The sequence below is a fragment of the Streptomyces sp. NPDC039424 genome (genome assembly GCF_055639495.1).
Genome location: NZ_JBVKAI010000038.1, coordinates 1 through 18,194 on the forward strand (window position 1 = coordinate 1; position 18,194 = coordinate 18,194).

17 protein-coding genes are annotated in these 18,194 nt (G+C 70.5%); 6 read left to right on the forward strand and 11 right to left on the reverse strand.

All coding sequences use genetic code 11. The features are described 5' to 3' along the window. The 8 genes from ACZ7L0_RS43100 to ACZ7L0_RS43135 form a co-directional block, all read right to left on the reverse strand. Window positions 1–245: hypothetical protein (locus ACZ7L0_RS43100; protein WP_471248057.1), on the reverse strand; the 245-nt coding region annotated here is incomplete at its 3' end. Window positions 246–285: 40 nt separating this feature from the next. After that, on the reverse strand, window positions 286–489 hold the full coding sequence (locus ACZ7L0_RS43105; protein ID WP_471248058.1) for an acyl-CoA carboxylase subunit epsilon: 204 nt from the start codon (window positions 487–489) through the stop codon (window positions 286–288). A 135-nt stretch (window positions 490–624) separates the two neighbouring features. Next, window positions 625–2,664 (reverse strand): condensation domain-containing protein, encoded by a 2,040-nt coding sequence (locus tag ACZ7L0_RS43110; RefSeq protein ID WP_471248059.1) that lies wholly within the window; start codon window positions 2,662–2,664, stop codon window positions 625–627. A gap of 672 nt (window positions 2,665–3,336) precedes the next feature. After that, the gene (locus tag ACZ7L0_RS43115) at window positions 3,337–4,164 is read right to left on the reverse strand and encodes an AfsR/SARP family transcriptional regulator (RefSeq protein ID WP_471248060.1); all 828 of its coding nucleotides are present in this window, start codon (window positions 4,162–4,164) and stop codon (window positions 3,337–3,339) included. Between the two features lie 245 nt (window positions 4,165–4,409). Next, window positions 4,410–5,027 carry a ScbR family autoregulator-binding transcription factor gene (locus ACZ7L0_RS43120; RefSeq protein ID WP_471248061.1) on the reverse strand — a complete coding sequence of 206 codons (618 nt, stop codon included), beginning with the start codon at window positions 5,025–5,027 and terminating at the stop codon, window positions 4,410–4,412. Window positions 5,028–5,413: 386 nt separating this feature from the next. Beyond that, window positions 5,414–6,094 (reverse strand): ScbR family autoregulator-binding transcription factor, encoded by a 681-nt coding sequence (locus ACZ7L0_RS43125; RefSeq protein ID WP_471248062.1) that lies wholly within the window; start codon window positions 6,092–6,094, stop codon window positions 5,414–5,416. A gap of 85 nt (window positions 6,095–6,179) precedes the next feature. Then, a complete protein-coding gene (locus ACZ7L0_RS43130) occupies window positions 6,180–6,953 on the reverse strand; it encodes an SDR family NAD(P)-dependent oxidoreductase (protein ID WP_471248063.1) in 774 nt (257 codons plus the stop codon). Then, window positions 6,950–7,696: an HAD family phosphatase gene (locus ACZ7L0_RS43135; protein ID WP_471248064.1), complete on the reverse strand. Its 747-nt coding sequence runs from the start codon at window positions 7,694–7,696 to the stop codon at window positions 6,950–6,952. Before ACZ7L0_RS43135 ends, ACZ7L0_RS43130 begins: the two co-directional genes overlap by 4 nt. Window positions 7,697–7,962: 266 nt before the next feature. On the opposite strand from ACZ7L0_RS43135, the gene ACZ7L0_RS43140 reads away from it, so the two are divergent. Beyond that, window positions 7,963–8,901, forward strand: coding sequence for a ScbA/BarX family gamma-butyrolactone biosynthesis protein (locus ACZ7L0_RS43140; protein ID WP_471248065.1), 939 nt, complete (start codon window positions 7,963–7,965; stop codon window positions 8,899–8,901). A 265-nt stretch (window positions 8,902–9,166) separates the two neighbouring features. On the opposite strand, the gene ACZ7L0_RS43145 is transcribed toward ACZ7L0_RS43140, so the two are convergent. The 3 genes from ACZ7L0_RS43145 to ACZ7L0_RS43155 are packed head-to-tail and all read right to left on the reverse strand — an operon-like array spanning window position 9,167 to window position 12,212. Beyond that, complete coding sequence (locus ACZ7L0_RS43145) at window positions 9,167–9,568, reverse strand: DUF6009 family protein (RefSeq protein ID WP_471248066.1); 402 nt, start codon at window positions 9,566–9,568, stop codon at window positions 9,167–9,169. Further along, the gene (locus ACZ7L0_RS43150) at window positions 9,565–11,103 is read right to left on the reverse strand and encodes a DNA primase family protein (RefSeq protein WP_471248067.1); all 1,539 of its coding nucleotides are present in this window, start codon (window positions 11,101–11,103) and stop codon (window positions 9,565–9,567) included. Before ACZ7L0_RS43150 ends, ACZ7L0_RS43145 begins: the two co-directional genes overlap by 4 nt. Further along, a complete protein-coding gene (locus ACZ7L0_RS43155) occupies window positions 11,100–12,212 on the reverse strand; it encodes a bifunctional DNA primase/polymerase (RefSeq protein ID WP_471248068.1) in 1,113 nt (370 codons plus the stop codon). Before ACZ7L0_RS43155 ends, ACZ7L0_RS43150 begins: the two co-directional genes overlap by 4 nt. 634 nt (window positions 12,213–12,846) lie before the next feature. Between ACZ7L0_RS43155 and ACZ7L0_RS43160 the strand changes: the two genes are divergently transcribed. The 5 genes from ACZ7L0_RS43160 (at window position 12,847) to ACZ7L0_RS43180 (ending at window position 17,952) form a co-directional block, all read left to right on the forward strand. Beyond that, window positions 12,847–14,052, forward strand: a complete 1,206-nt coding sequence (locus ACZ7L0_RS43160) for an NAD(P)/FAD-dependent oxidoreductase (RefSeq protein WP_471248069.1) — start codon at window positions 12,847–12,849, stop codon at window positions 14,050–14,052. Beyond that, a complete protein-coding gene (locus ACZ7L0_RS43165; RefSeq protein WP_471248070.1) occupies window positions 14,049–14,993 on the forward strand; it encodes an RNA polymerase sigma-70 factor in 945 nt (314 codons plus the stop codon). Before ACZ7L0_RS43160 ends, ACZ7L0_RS43165 begins: the two co-directional genes overlap by 4 nt. 155 nt (window positions 14,994–15,148) lie before the next feature. Beyond that, window positions 15,149–15,466: an acyl carrier protein gene (locus ACZ7L0_RS43170; protein ID WP_471248071.1), complete on the forward strand. Its 318-nt coding sequence runs from the start codon at window positions 15,149–15,151 to the stop codon at window positions 15,464–15,466. Between the two features lie 171 nt (window positions 15,467–15,637). Further along, complete coding sequence (locus ACZ7L0_RS43175) at window positions 15,638–16,894, forward strand: AAA family ATPase (RefSeq protein ID WP_471248072.1); 1,257 nt, start codon at window positions 15,638–15,640, stop codon at window positions 16,892–16,894. Next, window positions 16,891–17,952: a ParB/RepB/Spo0J family partition protein gene (locus tag ACZ7L0_RS43180; RefSeq protein WP_471248073.1), complete on the forward strand. Its 1,062-nt coding sequence runs from the start codon at window positions 16,891–16,893 to the stop codon at window positions 17,950–17,952. The genes ACZ7L0_RS43175 and ACZ7L0_RS43180 overlap by 4 nt, the downstream gene beginning before the upstream one ends. Window positions 17,953–18,194 lie beyond the last annotated feature (242 nt).

An 18,194-nucleotide genomic window follows, 5' to 3' on the forward strand; every position in this document is an offset into this window, starting at 1 on the left:
AGCTTGCCCTTCGCGTGCTGCGCCTCGGTCGCCCGCTCGCTCGGACCCGCCACGGCCTGCGCACGGATCTCGTGCAGCTCGGCGACCCGCCCGCGGATGTCGGCCGGGACGGAGTCGACCGGAGCGGCGTCGACCGGAGCGGCGTCGACCGGAGCCGGGTCGACCGGCGCGGAATCGACCGGCACGGAATCGGCCGGGACGGAGTCGAGCGGCACGGCATCGACCAGAGCGGGGGCAATCGTCATCGACATATCGTCAGATCCCTTTCCTGAGGGCGGAGCATCATCACTGCCAGCTGCGCGGTGCCCGGTAGGCCTCCGGCCGCCGCCACCACCGGGAGCGGTTGACCGGCCGTGTTCCACCGTCTTCCGGCTCCGCCGCCTCGCCGCTCAGCGCCAGCAGCACGACCGTGAGCGCGGCCACTTCCTCATCCGTGGCCCGCCCGCGCTCGACGCGCAGCGCGGGCTCCCCGCGGTCCGAATCGCCCATGCCCCCTCCTCCAGCGTTTCGGCCACCGTCGGTCATGCCCCTCAAAGGCCGCTCTCGCCCCGCTCGAAGAGCACTCGACACACGACCGGGCACCGCCCCGGCAGGTACGGAAGCGGCCATCCCTGTGAGAGCGGCTCACACGCTCCGCGCCCGCACGGCCTCCAGCCCCCGGGCCAACGCCCGCGCGCTCTCCGCGGCGTCACCGATCCCCGTCATGACAACGGCCGGGGCCGCTCCCAGCTGTGCCGCCGCGCCCCGGGCGATCTCGTAGGCCACCGGGCCCGCGGGCCCGCACCCGCACACGACCAGCCGCCGCCCCGGTCCCAGCAGTTCCTGCAGCACGGACAGCGGCAGGTCCGGCGCGCCCTCGATGGTCAGGGCGACGACCCGTTCGGGACCGTCGTAGCCCCGTGCCAGCGACTCGTACGCGCCGGGCGTGACGCCCGGTACGGCCACGAGGCAGACCACGTTCCCCTGCGGCTCGCCCGCGCGCAGTACGGCCAGCCCGAACAGCCGGTGCCGGCGTCCGCGTTCCGCGAAGCGGGGCACCTCGGTGGTGTCCAGCAGGTCGAGCACGTCCGCCACGGTGGCCTGTCCGTCCCGGTGGTCCGGCAGGGCACGCAGCAGGCGCATGCACTGCGACAGCGTCGCGGAGGCGTCGGCCTCGGAGAGGAAGGCACGGTCGTACACCGCGGTCAGCACCAGCCCGCCGTCGGTGTCGTACTGCGCGACCAGGGTGACGGGCAGACTCGTGTCACCACTCACGTTGTGCGGGACGCCCACCCGGATGCCCTGGGCCGCCAGCTGAGCGCGCAGGTTCTCCGGCAGCTCCTGGCGGTCGTCGAAGCGGACCACGGTCTCGGCGAGGTTCACGTCGTCGTCGCGTCCGCTCCACTCGCGGATCCGCTCGCCGGAGACCCAGGCATAGGGGGTGAGATCGAGTACGGCGTCCCGCATCTGCCGCAGCAGCTCCTCGAGCGGTTCGCCGGGGTCCACGACGACGGTCATCGGCAGCGGGTTGCCGAGCAGCCCGGGGATCCCGGAGGCGTCCGGCAGCGCCATGTCCCGGCCGGAGAGGTGAACGCCGAAGGTGACCGGCCACGGTCCCTCGACCGCCGCCGCCCGGTACAGCAGCAGGGCCCACACCACGTGCAGGGCACTGCTCTCCCCCGCTCCTCTGAGCGCCGCCCAGGACCGCAGCCGGGATGTCTGGGGGGGCCGCAGACGGCGCTGGACGCGCCCCGGGCCGGTCGTGGTCCGGGGCGGCCCGCCGGGACGGCCGGGGCTGACGGCGGCGCCCTCGGGCGGTGCCGCGCGGGCCCAGAACGCGTTTGCCGCGTCGGTGTTCTGACGGGTCACCCACTGGGCGTGGTCGCGGATGTCGGGACGCCGGGCACCGCCGGGCAGGGCTCCGCCCGACACGTACGACCGGTAGAACTCCCGTACCAGCAGCCGGGTACCGCGCTCGTCGAGCAGGGCCCGGTGGTAGGTCACCAGCACCCGGATCGGGGCCCGGCCCGTGCCCGTGGTGTCCGGCGGGCCGTCGAGCAGGGTGACCCGCAACAGCCCGGGCCGGTACAGCTCGAAGCCCCGCGCCCGTTCGACCTTGAGCAGATCGCTCCAGCTCACGGCGGTGTGCACATGGCGGACCACCTCGACGACGGCCCGGTCGTGCAGGACCAGCCGTGGTGCCCCCGTCCAGTCGAAGGACGCCCGGAGCACAGCCTCCCGGTCCGCGACCGACTGCCAGGCGGCGATGAAACGCTCGAGGTCCAGCGGACCCGACCAGTCCCAGGAGAGCTGTTCCAGGTGCCGGCCGGGACCGCCCCGGCCGGTCACGGCCGCGAGCAGCAGCTCCCGCTGGTGCCCGGTGACCGGGACGGTGCCGTCGGCGACGGGGGACAGCAGGTCGGCCACCAGGTCGGGGGTGAGCGGCGCCGTGCGCCGCGCGGTCGCGTCCGGGGTGAGACGCACGACGTACCGTCCCCCGCCGCCGTCGTCGAGTTCGACGGCGTACTCGCGATGACGCTGGGCGAGTCTCGCCGCGACCGACTCCGCCTCCGAGGTGCCGACCGTCCCGCACAGCTCGAAGACGAGGGAGGGGCCGGGAGCCGTACCGCCCGGCTCGTGGACCACGGCGAGGACAGTGCCCGCGTACGAGTGATGACTGCTCATCCGCTGCCCCGGGCGCCGGGATCCACCGCCACAACGAGGCGGACCGGCCCCCCGTCCTCCATTTCGAATCGTTTCTGCAGAACATGCGGCGCCTGGGGTTCCGGCCCGGGCCGGACTCCTGGCACGCCGGAGGGGCGGCCACCCGCCATCTCGTGGCCGCCGTTCGCTCTCATGGTTCCCCTGGATTCCCCGATCCCGGAAAGCCTAGTGTCGGCGCAGGTCGAAGGCCTGTCACCGCAAGTTCGGCTGAAGCCTCCCGCAAGCGGACCTCGACCCCGCCCGCCGACGCCACGAGCCGCTCCTGCCGCAGGGTCACCAGCGACCGGTCGCCGTCGGTGGGTTCCACCGTCCGGGTACCGGTCGTCACAGTGCCGGGCCAAGCGGCGTCCCGCTGCTCGAACTCGATCGCGCGGGTGTGGGAGGAGCGCACGTGGTCGGCCCCGGCGTGGACGCCGAGGGCAGCACCATCGGCCGGCGGGGGGCATCGGCGAGCATGCCGTGGACGACGCCGCTGGGAGCGTCCACGCGGGCCGTGTCCTGGGTCGGGGGGTGCACTCGCCGGTCCGCCATGAGTGCCCTCCCTCCTCCAGGTCCGCTCAAAACTGAGGCGTGCTTCTGGAGCGGTGGTCGAGCACGGGCGGAGAGAGCGCCGGCGTGTCGCCGTCCGGCCGCTCAGCCGACCGGTGCCGCCGAGGCCATCCGGGCGGCACCGATGCCGCTGTCCGCCCCGGCCATGAGGATGGAGCGCTGCAGCTTGCTCAGCACGCCGGACGGTTCCAGGCCGAGGGTGCGCACCAGGATGGCGCGCAGCCGCTGGTAGGCGTCCAGCGCCTCACCACGGCGCCCGGAGCGGTACAGGGCGACCATGTACTGGCCGCACAGGCTCTCGTGGGTGGGGTAGCGGCTGACCAGCACGGTCAGTTCGGCGAGCAGTTCCCGGTGCCGGCCGAGCCGGAGGTCGGCCTCGATCCGCTGGTCGAGCGCGCACAGCCGGCTCTCCTCCAGCCGCTTGATCTGCGTCTCCAGGTGGGTGCCGGCCTGGACGTCGGCGAGCGCGGGGCCGGTCCACAGGGCGAGCGCCTCACGCAGCAGGCGGGCGGCCTGGGGGTAGTCCTCCGCGTCCATGGCCCGGTATCCGGTACCGGCCAGCCGCTCGAACTCCCTTACGTCACTGGTGCCTTCACCGCTCTTGAGCAGGTAGCCGCCGGGGACGGTCAGGAGCACGTCCTTGGCGGTCCGGTGAGGGCTGCCGTCCTCGCCGCCGCTCTCCAGAGCGGCGGTGATCAACTCGCGTAGCTGCAGGATGTACGTCTGAAGCGTGGGGCGTGCGCTGCGCGGCGGCTTGGCGTCCCAGAGCTCCTCGGCCAGGGTGCCGACGGGCACGACCTGATCGGCCTGCAGAGCCAGGAGCGCGAGCACCTGGCGCGGCTTGGGGGCGGTCGGAGTGATGGAGACGCCCCTCTCCCGTACGGCGAGTGTGCCCAATATGTCGATGTCCACGCCGTCTCCCCGTTTGCTGGTGCCGTTGTGCAGCGGTTCCCTAGCACCATCAGTAAAAAACAGCACATGCGGTATGTCAATCCCGTACGGGGCTCCTGTGCCGCATTCGACTCGTGCACGAGATCCGCTCAAGGAACACTCCGCGAGCGCCCGACAAGGCCCCGGGGGGCGCGGTCCGGCTACGCCCCCTGGCTCCGGGGGGCGCGGTCCGGCTACGCCCCCTGGCTCCGGGGGGCGCGGTCCGGCTACGCCCCCTGGCTCCGGGACGTCACGGAAGCGAACTGCGGGGAAGCCGCCAGCCGCGGCAGGATGAAGGACCAGAACAGATCCACACGCTCCCCGAAGAGCCACTCGACGCCCCAGCCGCCGATGACCTCGAAGCCCAGCGTGGCGGCGACGATCGCCGCCGCCGCACCCTCCGGAGAGACACCGTCCGCCAGCTCGCCGGCGTCCTGCGCCTGGACGACGAGGTCGTGGACCCAGGCGTACCACCACTGGGGCACCCCGGCGTCGTTCTTGCGGGACGGATCGTTGCCCAGCTTGAAGCCGGCCCTGACCACGGGGTCGGACGCCACGGCCGCCAGCAGCCCGTCCGTGGCGTTCACCAGCGACTGCAGCAAGGTGTCGGCCGATGTCCGGCACTGCTCGGCCATCCGCTCGACGGAGTCGGCAGCAAGCCCTTCCACCTCCCGGGCCAGCGCGTCCTTGCTGGCGAAGTGGAAGTGCAGCGCCCCGGCGCTCACGCCGGCCCGTTTGCTGATGGCGGGCAGGGTCGCCAGTGCGTAGCCGTCGTCGGCGAACGTCTCGGCCGCTGCGACGATGAGGGCCTGGCGCGTACGGGCCGCTCGCACCTGTTTGACCACCACGTTCTCCTTGCCCAGCGTTCCGTTTCCAGCACCTTAGCAAACCGCATGATTGGTAGGTTTACTAGAGCCGCGACTGTGTGGCTCTTGTGCGGCTTTAGTGTCGGCATTTGACAGGTTGGCTGTTCAGGGCAGCCCGCCTCCCCTTCACCCCGCGCCGCATGGCAGTTCCAGGCCTATAAAAACAGCACGTTTGGTTTCTTAATTGGCCTGGGCGTCTGCCGGCTTCAGGGTGCGCAGCCCGCTTCTGGGCAGCGGAAAGATTCCACATCGCCTATCGGGTGCTCACAACTCGCCGATGCAAACCAGGTGCCAGGTTTGCGGAAGGACCGACGGAAGCGTGTGGAGAGTTGTTCGATGTTCGGAAAAGTGGCCGCCGAAGGCTGTCAGGCCTCGGACGGAGCAAGCACCGCTTCGTCAGCGTGCTCCTCGCGCGTCCTCACCATGCCCTCGATGACCCGCATACCTCTGTCCGGCGCGATATCCAGCCTGATCAGCGAGGTAGGGGTGGCGATGGCGGGAAGTATGTGCTTGTACAGCACGGACACGCGGTAACTCAGGTCCGCCCACTTGGCGTTGGCCTCGGAGACCGCCTGGATGCCCACCCAGGCGCCGAGGAAGAACTCCGCCGTTTCCTCGGGGTCGAGGTGCGGCAGCGCTTCGCCCCGCTCCTTGGCCACGGTCAGCTGCTCGACCAGCACCTTGGTCCAGGCCGGCCAGGCACTGCCGAACAGGGTCCGTCCCTGCACATCGGCGGAGAGACGGATACCGGCCTGCAGCAGGACCTCGTTGGGAATCCGGTAGGCCAGCGTCATGCCGAGGTCCACGAACTCCTGGAGCTTCAGCTCGCGAGGCGACCAGAAGTCGTCGGTGATCTGAGCGTCGATCACCCCGCGCGCCAGGGCCTGCTTCGAGTCGAAGTGGAAGTACAGTGCGCCCTTTGTCACCCCAGCCCGGTCGAGGATCTCGGCGATGGTCGCTGACGCGTAGCCGCGCTCGGCGAAGACCGCCGCGGCGGCCTCGATAACAGCGCGCCGGGTCCGAAGTGCACGTTCTTGCCGTGCCATGAGACCCTCCTCTGCCAGGAAAACAAAACCGAACGTGAGGTACCTTACCCCATCTCGGGTCGTATACCCGTGGTAAGCGCGGGGTTCACCAGGCGGTCCGGCCTCCGTCCACGGCGAGCGTGGCGCCCGTGACGAAGCTGGCCCGGTCGCTGCACAGCCAGGCGGCCGTCTCCGCCACTTCTTCCGGAGCCGCCGCCCGCTGCTGGGGCGCCGACCGGTACGCCTTCTCCTCCGCGCCCGGAGAGAGGCGGAACCACTCGTCGACCATTTCCGAGCGGGTCAGGCCCGGGGCGATCGAGTTGACCCGTATGCCCTGCTCGGCGTACTCCACCGCCGCGGCCTTGGTCAGTCCGATCACGGCGTGCTTGGAGGCGATGTAGGGAGCCGCGGCCGAGGAGGCGACCAGCCCGCCGACGCTGCTGGTGTTGACGATCGCGCCCTTCCCGCCCGCCAGCATGGCCGCGATCTCGTGGCGCATGCAGTTCCACACTCCGCGTACGTTCGTCTCCATGATGTTCTCGTAGACCTCGTCGTCGAGGAGGTGCAGGGGCGTCTTGGGGTGCGCGACTCCAGCGTTGTTGAACGCGACGTCAAGGCGCCCGTAGCGCTCGACGGTGTCCTCGACCGCCCGCCGTACCTCCGCGCCGCTGCGCACGTCCACGACGTAGTAAGCGGCTTCCACCCCCTTGTCACGCAGGTCCGCGACGAGTTCCCGCAGCCGGTCCCTGCGGCGGCCGGTCAGCACGACGGTCGCCCCCTGGTCGGCGAACACGCGGCCGGCAGCCGCCCCGATGCCGCTGCTGGCACCCGTGATGAGCGCGACCTTGCCCGCCAGAGGGGCGGTGCCGTTCTCGGTCACGACCGGCCCCCGCCGGCGACCAGGTCCGCGGCCGGGAGGCCGGACTCCCGCCACACCGTGCCCTCTGCCGCCTCCCGGTCGAGGAGCCGCACCAGCGACTCGTCGATGTCGTGCGGCGTGCCGACCAGGTGCCGAACACCGGCCGCGCGCATCAACTGCCGCTGGAATCCGTGCTCGAAGCCGCTGGGATGCCCGATGAACGGCACGTTCAGTTCCTTGGCCCGCTCGGCGACGGTCGTCACGTCGTCGATGAAGAGCACCTGATCGTAGGAGAGGCCGAAGCGTTCCCGCACGATCTCCCGGATACCCGGCCGGAAGTCGTTCGTGCAGACGTAGCGCGGCTCGACGAGGTACGGCGCCCAGGGGCGGAGATGTTCTTCGACGTACGAGGCATCCATCCCCCCGTAGCTCACGACGTCCAGGCCCAGCGCGCGCAACCGCCGCAGGAGTTCGGCCGCTCCGTCGAGCGGGCCCTCCGGATGGGTCCGCAGGTAGCGCTCGCGCTCCTCGAAGTACGCGTCGAGGATCTCCAGGGGGCCCGCCGTGGACCCGATGGCCCTGGCGAGGACCCGGGCCGCGGTGAGCCTCGGCTGCGAGAAGACCTGCTTCTCCAGCTCGGGGGTGTAGGCGACGCCGTGCCGTACGACGAATCGGTGGATGACGGGGCTGAAGGTGTCGTGAAGCAGCACGCCGTCGACGTTCACGGCGGCGAGACGGAGCGTGCGCAGTGGAGGTCTCGTCACGGTGGTCTCCCTGTAGGTTTTGACCCTTATGGGCTTTCTGTCGGCTCAAAAAGAAACCGCTAGCCAGGTTTTGATCTGCGACCGCATGACAACAGATGGCCCGGATTCCACGGAAAGATACGGGAATAAACCACTCGAAACGGAATCCACAGTTCGCCGATCCTCGCCACACTTGGCCAACTCTTTACCTATCCGCCGATCCAAGAAAACCGGTAGGTCCGTATCTTATAGGCGTCGTCGAACGAAGCATCAAGACGGGGGTTCTGATGAGTCTTTCCACCCAGGGTGTTGTCGGACTGCCAGCACTGCCTCGGCTGACCACCACGGTCCCCAAGGAGTACGTCCACCGCGCCTGCCTCGCGGAGGTGTTCCTCACCGGCTGCACGGCCCATGACGGCCTGCGCTTCTCCCTCACCGGCCAGTGGCCGCGCGTCCACGCCCTCTTCAACAGCCCCGACGGAACGAGCCACGACCCCTTGCAGACCGCAGAGACGTTTCGGCAGGCGGGTCTCTTCCTCTCCCACGCCGAGCTGGGCGTGCCGCTCGACCACCACTTCGTGATGTGGAACCTCAGCTACACCACGGACCTGCACCAGTTGGGCATCGCCTCCAGCCCGACCGACTTCGACCTCGAGGCCAAGTGCACGGAGATAACCCGCCGCAAGGGGCTGGCCAGCCAGCTGCGCATGGACTTCTCCATCCGCAGGGAAGGAACGCTGGTGGCCCACGGCGGAGCCCACTTCACCCTCATCACGCCGTCCGTCTACAACCGGCTGCGCGCGAACCGGCCGGACCCGGACCCGGGTTCCGGCGCCCCGTCCCCCGCGGCCCCGGTACCGCCGGCCGTCGTGGGCCGGACGTCCCCCGCCGACGTCGTCCTCTCCCCCACCGACCGGCCCGACCGGTGGCTGCTCACCCCGGACCTCAACCACCCGATCCTCTTCGAGCACGAGGCTGACCACGTGCCCGGCATGGTGCTGCTGGAGGGCGCCCGGCAGGCCGCATCCGCACTGCTCGGACCCCGGACCCTGACTCCCGCGAGCGCGTCCACCTCGTTCTACCGCTACGCCGAGTTCGACCGGCCCTGCTGGATCGACGTCACACGCGTGTCGCCCGAGTACGGCGACATGATGACCATCGAGGCCACCGGCCACCAGGACGGCGAGACCGTCTTCACATCGACCATCACCGGCCCGGTCGCCTGATCCCGGCTCGGCCCGCACGTACACACACCTCATGAGCGGGCCTCCCCCCGGCCTGCGTCGAGCGTTGTACGTCGACCGCTCGCCTCGCACCCCGCACGGTCAACCAACCGCAGTACAGCAGGAATTGACCGAGAACCGAAAGGTTTTCAAGCACCTTGTCGGTCACAGCACCGCCGCACGTTCAGGCACGACACCGGCCGAGGGCGGCGGGACACCCTGCGTGGTCACCGCTCCGGCCGCTCCAGTGATCACGGACCACCGCCTCTCACAGCGGCAGCGACACTCCCCGCCCCCGGGCCTGCGAAGACGGCGGCCCGCCCTCCGACCGTTCCGTCTTACGCCCCTTGCTACCGGGCGCCAGCGTGCGCGGATCCACCGCCTCGGCCGGCGCCCCTGTGGCGTACAGCCCGTCGGGCACGGTGTCCCGGTCGTGCGGCAGCAGCCAGAACACCCGGCGGCGGAACGTGCCCGAGGACCGGGACGGTTTGGCACCGGGCCCGAGCAGCGCGTAGCCGACCATACGGCCGTCACGGTGGTAGGCGGGCCGGCCACGGCGGGTCGGCAGCCGGTCCAGGCTCTGGCGCACGTAGTCCAGGTCGCCGATGTCCTCGAGCCAGACGAAGTCGACCTCGTGGATGATCTCGTCCTCTTCTATGAGGGCGCTCATGCTGTCTCCTCGTCGGCGACCAGTCCGATGCCCGGGTAGTACTTGCGCTGGTTGGACAGGATCATCTCCTTGGGCGACGCCAGTCCCACCACCTCTCGGACCCGTGCCGCGAAGGCCCGGGACGAGACGGCCGGGGCGCCCTCATTCTGACACCAGCGCTTGTAGACCGCGTAGAGCTGTGTCTGTTCCGCCCTCAGATCGGCCGCGATCCTGCATGACTCGGAGAGGAACCGTCCGGTGTGGTCCTCGGTCTCCGCGTACGCCGTGGTGGCGATCCGCACCCGCTCCGGACCCGTCAGGTCCTTCTCGCCGCCGAGGTACCGCCGGGCACCCAGGATCAGCCAGTTGAGGATGCCCGGGCCCTCCTCGGTGACCAGCATGTCCGCGAGGTTGTCGATCTTCCGGTCGTCGGAGACCACCCGTTCGAAGGGGATGAGCCGCATCCGGCGCCAGAACGCGAACCCGCCGGTGCCGACCTCCGGCCGGTGGTTGCCCAGCAGCCACAGCTTGTGCGTCGGCTGAAAACTGAAGAAGTCCTGCCGCATCCGCCGTGCCTTGATCCGGTCGCCACCGGTCAGCAGCTTCACCCGCGCCTCGTCGAACCGGTCCCCCGGCTTCACCTCACTGCACACGATCACCCGCCGCCCGTGCAGCTCCGCCAGATCCGTCGGATGCCCCTCGTACGGCCGCGCCATCAAGAACCCCGGAGGCGCCGCGTCCGCGTAGTCGCCCACCAGCTTCATCAGCACATCCAGCAGCACCGACTTGCCGTTCTTGCCCGAACCGAACAGAAACGGCATCACCTGCCCGCCGACGTCACCGGTGATCGAGTACCCCAGCAGCAGGTGCAGGAAGTCGATCATCTCCGCGCCCTCCGGCCCGTCGCCGAAGGTGTCGGTGAGGAACCGGTCCCAGCGCGGTGTCGGCATCGCCTGCGGGGCTGCCGAGGTGGAGCGGGAGTGGAAGTCCTTGTCCGGGTCGGGGGTACGGAGCAGACCGGTCCGCAGATCCACGATGCCCGACGGCGTGCACAGCGCGTACGGATCGGCGTCCAGCCGGGCGGCGTTGAGGACCATCCCGGGCGCCGACTTCGCCTGTGCCAGCATCGCGTTCATGCCGCTGGTACTCAGCGCGCGCCGCCGGTGCTGCTGCAGCGCGGTCGAACTGTGCACTCCGCGGGGGTCGTCGGTGGCCAGGGACTCCGCCAGGTCCCCGGCCGCCCACAGCACGGTGTCGTCCTCGTCGATCTGCCAGCGGGTGCTGTCCCAGCGGTACCAGCCGAGACCGGGGACGTGCCGGTAGTCGTTGGAGTAGAGCCTGACGAACAACTTGGCGTTGCCGCGGTCGCTGAGCGTGTCGGGCAGCAGCCCCTCGGCGGTCGCCTCGCCGTCGCGTCCACCCGCCTCCAGCCGGCTCTCACTCGCCTGGCGGGGCAGCTGCGGGCCGCGCTGGGCGAGGATCTGCGCGGCGACCGCCTGCGCGTCGAAGAGCGCGTTGTCGTCCCGGGCGGTGAAGACGGCGTTGTCGTCGGTCACCCACGGCCTCCCGGTGACAGCGGCCGCAGCCGGCCCGCGCTCAGACCGCTGCGGATGATGGCGCGGTAGCGTCGCTCCTGCCCCGGCCGGGCGTGCTCCGCGGCCTCGGTCAGCACTCGCTCGGCCTCCTCCTCGGCCAGGTGCCCGGCGGCCACCAGACCCCCTGCGGTGTACGCGGCCCGGTTGAGCTTCTCGGAGAACCCCGCCCCCTCGGACACGGCGGCACAGGCGGCCACCTCGGTCAGTACGGCGGTCAGGGCCCGGCCCACGGCTCCATGCCCTCCCCCGGCGGCCAGGACGGCCTGCCGGGCCCTCGGCGGCACCGGGCGCGGCACCGGCACGTGCGCGGGCGGCAGATGGCCGGTGCGCTCCAGCTCGCGCGCCAGCCAGCCGGGCAGCGGCGCGGGCTCGCGGATCGGCCCGACCGGCTCGTACACCCCCGCCTCGGTCGCGGTCCCCGGCGCGACGATGTACCCCCCGTGCGCACGTACGTCGACCTGCCAGGCCAGTGAACGCCCGCCGCCCGATCCGGCGGAGCACTGCCAGCGCTGCCCGCTGTGCGCCCGGTACCAGACGTGAAGGCCCCCTGAGGGCGTCCGCACGCGCAGGGTGGTCTCATCGTCCGCCGGGCTCCGCTCGCCGCGCAGAGCGGCCAGCACGCCGAGCGTGTGGAACCCGTTGGCCAGGCCCGTGAGGTCCACCCCCGCGGAGATCCCGATGCCGGGCAGCAGCCGGTCCCGGTCCGGCAGCGACTGGGCGTGCGCGTCGATGTCGACGACCACGAGGTTCGCGGGCCCGCAGGCGACCCCGACACCCAGCCGCGGGTTCGTCCTCCACCACTGCTCGATCCTGGCGTAGTCGAGGGTGGCGGCATGGAATCCGTGGCACCAGCGACCGGCGGCCGGGCAGCCGCACCCCCGGTGGGTGTGCCCGGGCTCGCGGCAGGCCTCGCAGTTGCCCGCGGGAGTCTTGCGGCCCGGTGCCAGCGGGTGAACCGGCCAGCCCCGGGCCGCGCACCACCGCGCGGTCGCCAAAGACCGGCCCTCATCCTGCGGAACGGCGGACGGCTGCCTTGAGTCGCTGCGTGAAACCCGCAGCTCAGGAGCCATCCACATCCCCCATCAGCGACCGAAGCGACTCAACGACTGAGACAGATTAGCGAACTACAAAGACAGAAGGGGACACACGGGAAAACAAAAATCACCCATGTGACGCCCCCGCTCCTCCAGCGACTGAACCCCAAACCCCCCAGCGACCGAAGCAACTTCGGTCGCTCTCTCGGTAGCTCAACGAACACGCAGGTCACAGGGTACGTACATCCCCCAACAGCGACTGAAGCGACTCAACGTCCCTATATATGACGCGCACACGCGCACGCGCACGCACGCCAATGTCTCCATATACCCGGACCCTCAGTCGCTTCAGTCGCTGTTTCCCGCCCAACTGCCCTCTGACCAGGCCTTTTCTGCAGCGACCGAAATGAGACTCAACCGCCTTCGGTCGCTCCCCTTCAGTCGCTGCCGCACCCCCGCCCGCCCCGCCCCGGGCAGGAGCGACTCAAGCGACCCTGCAGCAAACCTGAATCCGACGCCCCCTCCGGGCCTGTCGACCCCACGCCACGGTCGCTTCGGTCGCTCCGGTCGCTGCCCCCTTCTGTGACTCAGGCCACACCGACCCGATGTCACGTCCGACCGGTCAGCTCCCATCTGATGGTCGTCAACGGCAAGCGAAAAGGACGAGACGATGAGCTCTCAGCACGCAACCGGCCCGGCCACCCCCCACCGCGTCCTGATCCTCGGAGCTGGCTACGCGGGCCTGTCCGCGGCCGTCCAGCTCGCGGCCCGGGTCAGGCGGCACGAACACGTTCAGGTCACCCTGGTGAACGCCCAGGAGCGGTTCACCGAGCGGATGCGCCTGCCCATGGCGGCGACCGGACAGCGACTCGCCGAACTGAGCGTCCCCGAACTGCTCCAGGGCACGGACGCGCGGTTCGTGCGCGGCTGGGTGACGGCGGTGGACACGGACGCGAAGACCGTACGGATCGACGACGACCGGGTCCTGCACTACGACACGCTGGTGTACGGCCTGGGCGGTGTGACCGACACGGCGGCGGTCCCGGGCGCCGAGGACCACGCCCACACCCTCAGCAGTGCCCAGGACGCCGAGGCACTCGCCGGTCGGCTTGCGCGGCTGGGCAGCGGCACCGTGGTCGTCGCCGGCGGCGGGCTGACCGGTGTCGAGTCCGCCGCCGAGATCGCCGAGCGGCACCCGGAGCTGACCGTGGTCCTCCTGGGACGGCGGGAACCCGGCGCAACCATGACGCCGAGGGCCAAGGCGCACCTGCGGGCCGCCCTCGACCGCCTGGGCGTCCGGGTACGCACCGGCGTCGAAATCCTGAAGGTGCTGCCCGACGCGGTCGAACTGGCCGGTGGCGAGAGCATCCCCGCCGACGTGGTCCTGTGGACCTGCGGTGCGCGGATGTCGCCACTGGCGGCCGCGGCCGGCCTGACCGTCGACGAGCGCGGACGCATCGTCACCGACAGCACCCTGCGCTCGGTCTCGCACCCCGAGGTGTACGCGGTGGGCGACGCGGCGGCGATCCGCCAGGGCTACGGCGTCCTGCACGGCACCTGCCAGAGCGGCATGCCGACCGGCGTACACGCCGCCCTGTCGATCCTCCGCACGCTTCGGGGCAAGCAGCCCAGGCCGTTTCGCTTCGGGTACTACCACACGCCGGTGAGCCTGGGCCGCGAGGACGCGGTCGTGCAGTTCACCCGCCCCGACGACAGCCCCCGCCGTATTCATCTGACCGGCCGTCTGGCGGCCCGCTATAAGGAGACGGTGACCGCTTCCCCCTGGCCGACCTACGGCCGTATGAAGAAGATGCCCTCCTCGGGCGCGTTCTGGCCCCGCGGCGGCCGTTTCACCCGCGACGGGGTGACCCGGTGACCCACCCGCTCGCAGACTCCGACTCCGATCAGGAGTTGTTCCAGCGTCACCGCAATCTGCTCTTCTCGGTGGCCTACCGCGTCCTCGGCTCCGCCGCCGACGCCGAGGACGCGGTCCAGGACGCCTGGATCAAGTGGTCGGCCGCCGACCGCTCCCAGGTGGCCGACCCCAAGGCGTACCTGACCCGGATCGTGACGAACCTGGCCCTGGAACGCCTGCGCTCCACCCGGCACAAACGCGAGACGTACGTCGGCCCCTGGCTCCCCGAGCCCATCCTCACCACCACCGACACCGACGGCACCACCGACGTCGCGGAGACCGTCACGAACGCCGAGTCGGTGTCCATGGCGATGCTGGTGGTCCTGGAGACCCTCAGCCCCCTGGAACGCGCGGTGTTCGTCCTGAAGGAGGTCTTCGGCTTCAGCCACGCCGAGATCGCGGAAGCCGTGGAACGCTCCGAACCCGCGGTCCGCCAGGCAGCCCACCGTGCCCGCGAACACGTACGCGCCCGCCGCCCCCGCTTCCCCGCCACCCCCTCCCGGCGACGCGAGGTCACCGAGCGTTTCTTCGCCGCGGCGACCGGCGGTGACGTCAACTCCCTGATGGAGCTGCTGTCCCCGGACGTCACCCTGTGGACCGACGGCGGAGGCAAGGTCCGCCAGGCCCTGCGGCCGGTCGTCGGAGCTCAGACGGTGGCCTCTTGGTTCGCGGCCATCGGCACCGTCACCTACCAGGGCGTCGACCCCACCGACATGAAGGCCGAACTCGTCGAGATCAACGGCGGCCCGGGCCTGCTGTTCACCGCACCGGACCGGGTGATCGCCACCGTCACCTTCGACTTCGACACCGACGGCCGTATCACCGCCATCCACAACGTGGCCAACCCGGACAAGCTCCAGGCCGTCACCGCGGGCACTGCGCACGACGTCGGGAGGCACTGAGGCCATTACGACGTAATAGCGCGCCGTCGTAACCGATGCCCCCTCCCCCGCCCCGCGCATGAGCTGAGCGCTCGTCGACGCGGACTCGAGTGCCGTCCCTCAGGCTGCTCGCGGAACCGCGTCCCCTCCCCCGGCAGCCGGAAGGAAGCCCGTCGATGGCCTCAGCACCGTGGAACCCGACGTTCGAGACCGTCCTCCAGCGGGGGCTGCCCGGCCTGGGCAAGGACAAGGCCCCCGCGGCCGACGAACCCCTGGAGACGTACGGACTGGACTCGCTGGCCCTCATCGGCATCGTCAGCGCGCTGGAGTCGGCCTACGGCATCAGCCTGGCCGGCCAGGTCGTCATCCCCATCCGCACCCTGACCGCCGGTCAGCTGTGGGGCATCGTCTCCGCCGCGCTCCAGCCGGCCTGGGACGCCTCCCGCCCCACTTCCCGCCGCGTCCAGGACCCCAGCCCCTGGGCCATCGCCTGACGCTCCCGCACTCCCCCGCTCTCCCGACCCATTACGGCGTAATAGCCCGACGGCCACCGCCCCCTCCGCCGCCGGGCTATTACGCCGTAATGGGGCTGCACCCCAGCCAACTTTCCCTTACTAACGTGTCAATAGAAGCTTTCGATCTTGCGCGTTAGTAAGGTAGCCCCCATGAGTTCTCCAGCCACCTCCAGCGACCGCGAGAAGGTCGTGTCCAAGCTGCCGGGATGGCTCCGGCAGGACCTCAAAGTCAGAGCCGCCCAGCACGGCCTCGAGATCCAGAGCGCCGTCGAACAGGGCATCGCCGCCTGGTGCGACCTCGCCTCCGCGCCGGAAAGCATCGACACCTCCGGCGCCGACTCCTTCTCCACGTTCCTCCCCCAGGGCCAGTGGGACGCCTTCAAGCAGACCGCTGCGGACCGCGGGGTCTCCCTCATCCAGGGCCTCGCCCAGTCCGTCAAGCTCTGGCTCGACACCAACCCCGCCCCCGACGTCGTACGACCGGCCGTCACCCGGCGCATCATCGTCTGCAACCAGAAGGGCGGTGTCGGCAAGACAGCCATCACCGCCGGAACCGGCGAGGCGATGGCCGAGGACCCCAACAAGCTCCACCCGGTCCGTGTCGCCAAGCAGCTCGTCGCCGCCCTCCGCGCCGGCGAGACCGACGGGGAACCCACCGACAACCCGCTGGACGTCGAGAACCTCCCCGGCCTCGGCCTGCGCGTCCTCCTGGTCGACTTCGACCCCCAGAGCCACCTCACCAACCAACTCGGCGCGTCCCCCCTGCCGATGAACGGCGACAGCCTCACCAACCACATGGCGGGCGACCCCAAGGGCGATCTGCGCGACCTGGTCGTCTCCATCGACGAGGACAACTTCGGCGGTCGGCTGCACCTGCTGCCCGGCTGCAACGACGCCTTCCTCCTCGATGTGCGTCTGTCCGCCGTACGAGCCCGGGAAGCCGCCCTCGAAAGAGCCCTGGCTCCGCTGGAGGCGGACTACGACGTCATCCTCATCGACTGCCCCCCGAGCCTCGGCCTCAGCATGGACGCCGCCGCCTACTACGGCCGCCGCCGGGACAACGAGAAGCCCGGCCAGTCCGGCGCCCTCATCGTCGTCCAGGCCGAGGACAGCTCCGCCGACGCCTATGAGCTCCTCACCACCCAGATCGAGGACCTCCGAGGCGACCTCTCCCTCGAAATCGACTACCTGGGCATCGTCGTCAACCTCTACGACGGCCGGCGCGGCTACATCGCCACCTCCTCCCTCCAGGGCTGGGTGGACATAAAGGATCCCCGCGTGGTCGGCCTCATCGGCGACCTGAAGGAGCAAAAAGAAGCCGTCCGCGTGAAGCAGCCCCTGCTCTCCTACGCCCCCAAGTCCCAGCAGGCGGTCAGCATGCGCGCCCTGGCCCGGGAGATCTCATGACCAAGAAGGCCGACCAGCTGGGTGCTGGCCGGTTCGGCAGCTCGGCCCGCCCGGTCAGCGCCCGTCGAGCGGCGGTCGCGGCGGCCACCGGTGTGCCCACCGACGGCGTGGCCCCGCCCACCGAACTGCCCACCCACCGCATCAGCCTCAACCCCGACAACCCCCGCTCGACCCTCGGCGACCTCACCGACCTCGCGGGCAGCCTGCGCACCCACGGCCAGAAGCAGGCGATCACGGTCATGAACCGCGACACCTACATCAAGGCCAACCCCGATCGCGAGGCCGATCTGGAGGCGGACACCCATTACGTCGTAATCGACGGCAGCAGCCGCCTGGCCGCCGCCCGCGAGGCAGGCCTCGACACCATCAAGGTCATGGTCAGCGACGACCAGGGCAGCACCTCGGAGGAACTCCTCGAATCCGCCCTGGTCGCCAACATCCACCGGCAGGACCTCGACGAGCTGGACGAGGCCAAGGCCCTCAACCGGCTCTTGGCCATCCACGGCAGCCAAACGGCCCTCGCCAAACGCCTCCACCGCTCCCAGGGCTGGGTCTCCCAGCGCCTCGCCCTCCTCAACCTCACTCCCGAGCTGCAGTCCCGCATCGGCGAGGACCCCATCGACCTCCTCCGCGCGGTCGGCAACAAGCCGGCCGAGCAGCAGGAGACGGTACTGGCGGAACTGAAGGCGGAGCGCGCCCGGAAGGAAGCGGAGAAGCCCGCCCACAAACCCGGCAGGCGCCCGGCGGCCGACACCCCTCAGCCGCCCGCCCATTACGACGTAATAGAGGAAACGCCTGCCGGGGAGCCCGCGTCCGAAGGACCACCGCGCGAGGAGTCACCGCTGGAGGAATCCCTCCCCGTCCCGCAGCCGGAAACCCACCCCGCGGTCCCCGAACCCCGCGCCGACTCCTCGGCTCTCCCCACACTCCCTTACGACGACGGCGCCTTCCTCGCCATGCACCTCATCCGCAAGATGACGGACACGGAGTTCGACAAGATGCTGCGCATCCTGACCGAGCACCAGGCGCAGCGGGCCTCCGTGGAGCCGCAACCCTGACCCGCTATTACGGCGTAATAGCCATCCGCACAAGCGAGGCCCCGGCAACCTGCCGGGGCCTCGCTGCGTCAGGGGCGCTCTTGCCCCGCACACCTGCGGGTCGCATCGGGGTCCCGTCCCGCGCCTACGCCGGTCCGGTCCGCCTGGGGGAGTGCGACTGCGGGGCCGCCGCCTTCCCCCCACACACAAGGCGTGGCTGGACCCGGTGGTGGGTCGCTGAAAACACACGCGCGCCAGGTCGT

Bases quoted from the DNA above. Each gene is read 5' to 3' on its own strand.
- ACZ7L0_RS43105 (WP_471248058.1), bottom strand. From the start codon at position 489: ATGGGCGATTCGGACCGCGGGGAGCCCGCGCTGCGCGTCGAGCGCGGG.
- ACZ7L0_RS43110 (WP_471248059.1), bottom strand. From the start codon at position 2,664: ATGAGCAGTCATCACTCGTACGCGGGCACTGTCCTCGCCGTGGTCCAC.
- ACZ7L0_RS43125 (WP_471248062.1), bottom strand. From the start codon at position 6,094: ATGGCACGGCAAGAACGTGCACTTCGGACCCGGCGCGCTGTTATCGAG.
- ACZ7L0_RS43140 (WP_471248065.1), top strand. From the start codon at position 7,963: ATGAGTCTTTCCACCCAGGGTGTTGTCGGACTGCCAGCACTGCCTCGG.
- ACZ7L0_RS43145 (WP_471248066.1), bottom strand. From the start codon at position 9,568: ATGAGCGCCCTCATAGAAGAGGACGAGATCATCCACGAGGTCGACTTC.
- ACZ7L0_RS43155 (WP_471248068.1), bottom strand. From the start codon at position 12,212: ATGGCTCCTGAGCTGCGGGTTTCACGCAGCGACTCAAGGCAGCCGTCC.
- ACZ7L0_RS43160 (WP_471248069.1), top strand. From the start codon at position 12,847: ATGAGCTCTCAGCACGCAACCGGCCCGGCCACCCCCCACCGCGTCCTG.
- ACZ7L0_RS43170 (WP_471248071.1), top strand. From the start codon at position 15,149: ATGGCCTCAGCACCGTGGAACCCGACGTTCGAGACCGTCCTCCAGCGG.
- ACZ7L0_RS43175 (WP_471248072.1), top strand. From the start codon at position 15,638: ATGAGTTCTCCAGCCACCTCCAGCGACCGCGAGAAGGTCGTGTCCAAG.
- ACZ7L0_RS43180 (WP_471248073.1), top strand. From the start codon at position 16,891: ATGACCAAGAAGGCCGACCAGCTGGGTGCTGGCCGGTTCGGCAGCTCG.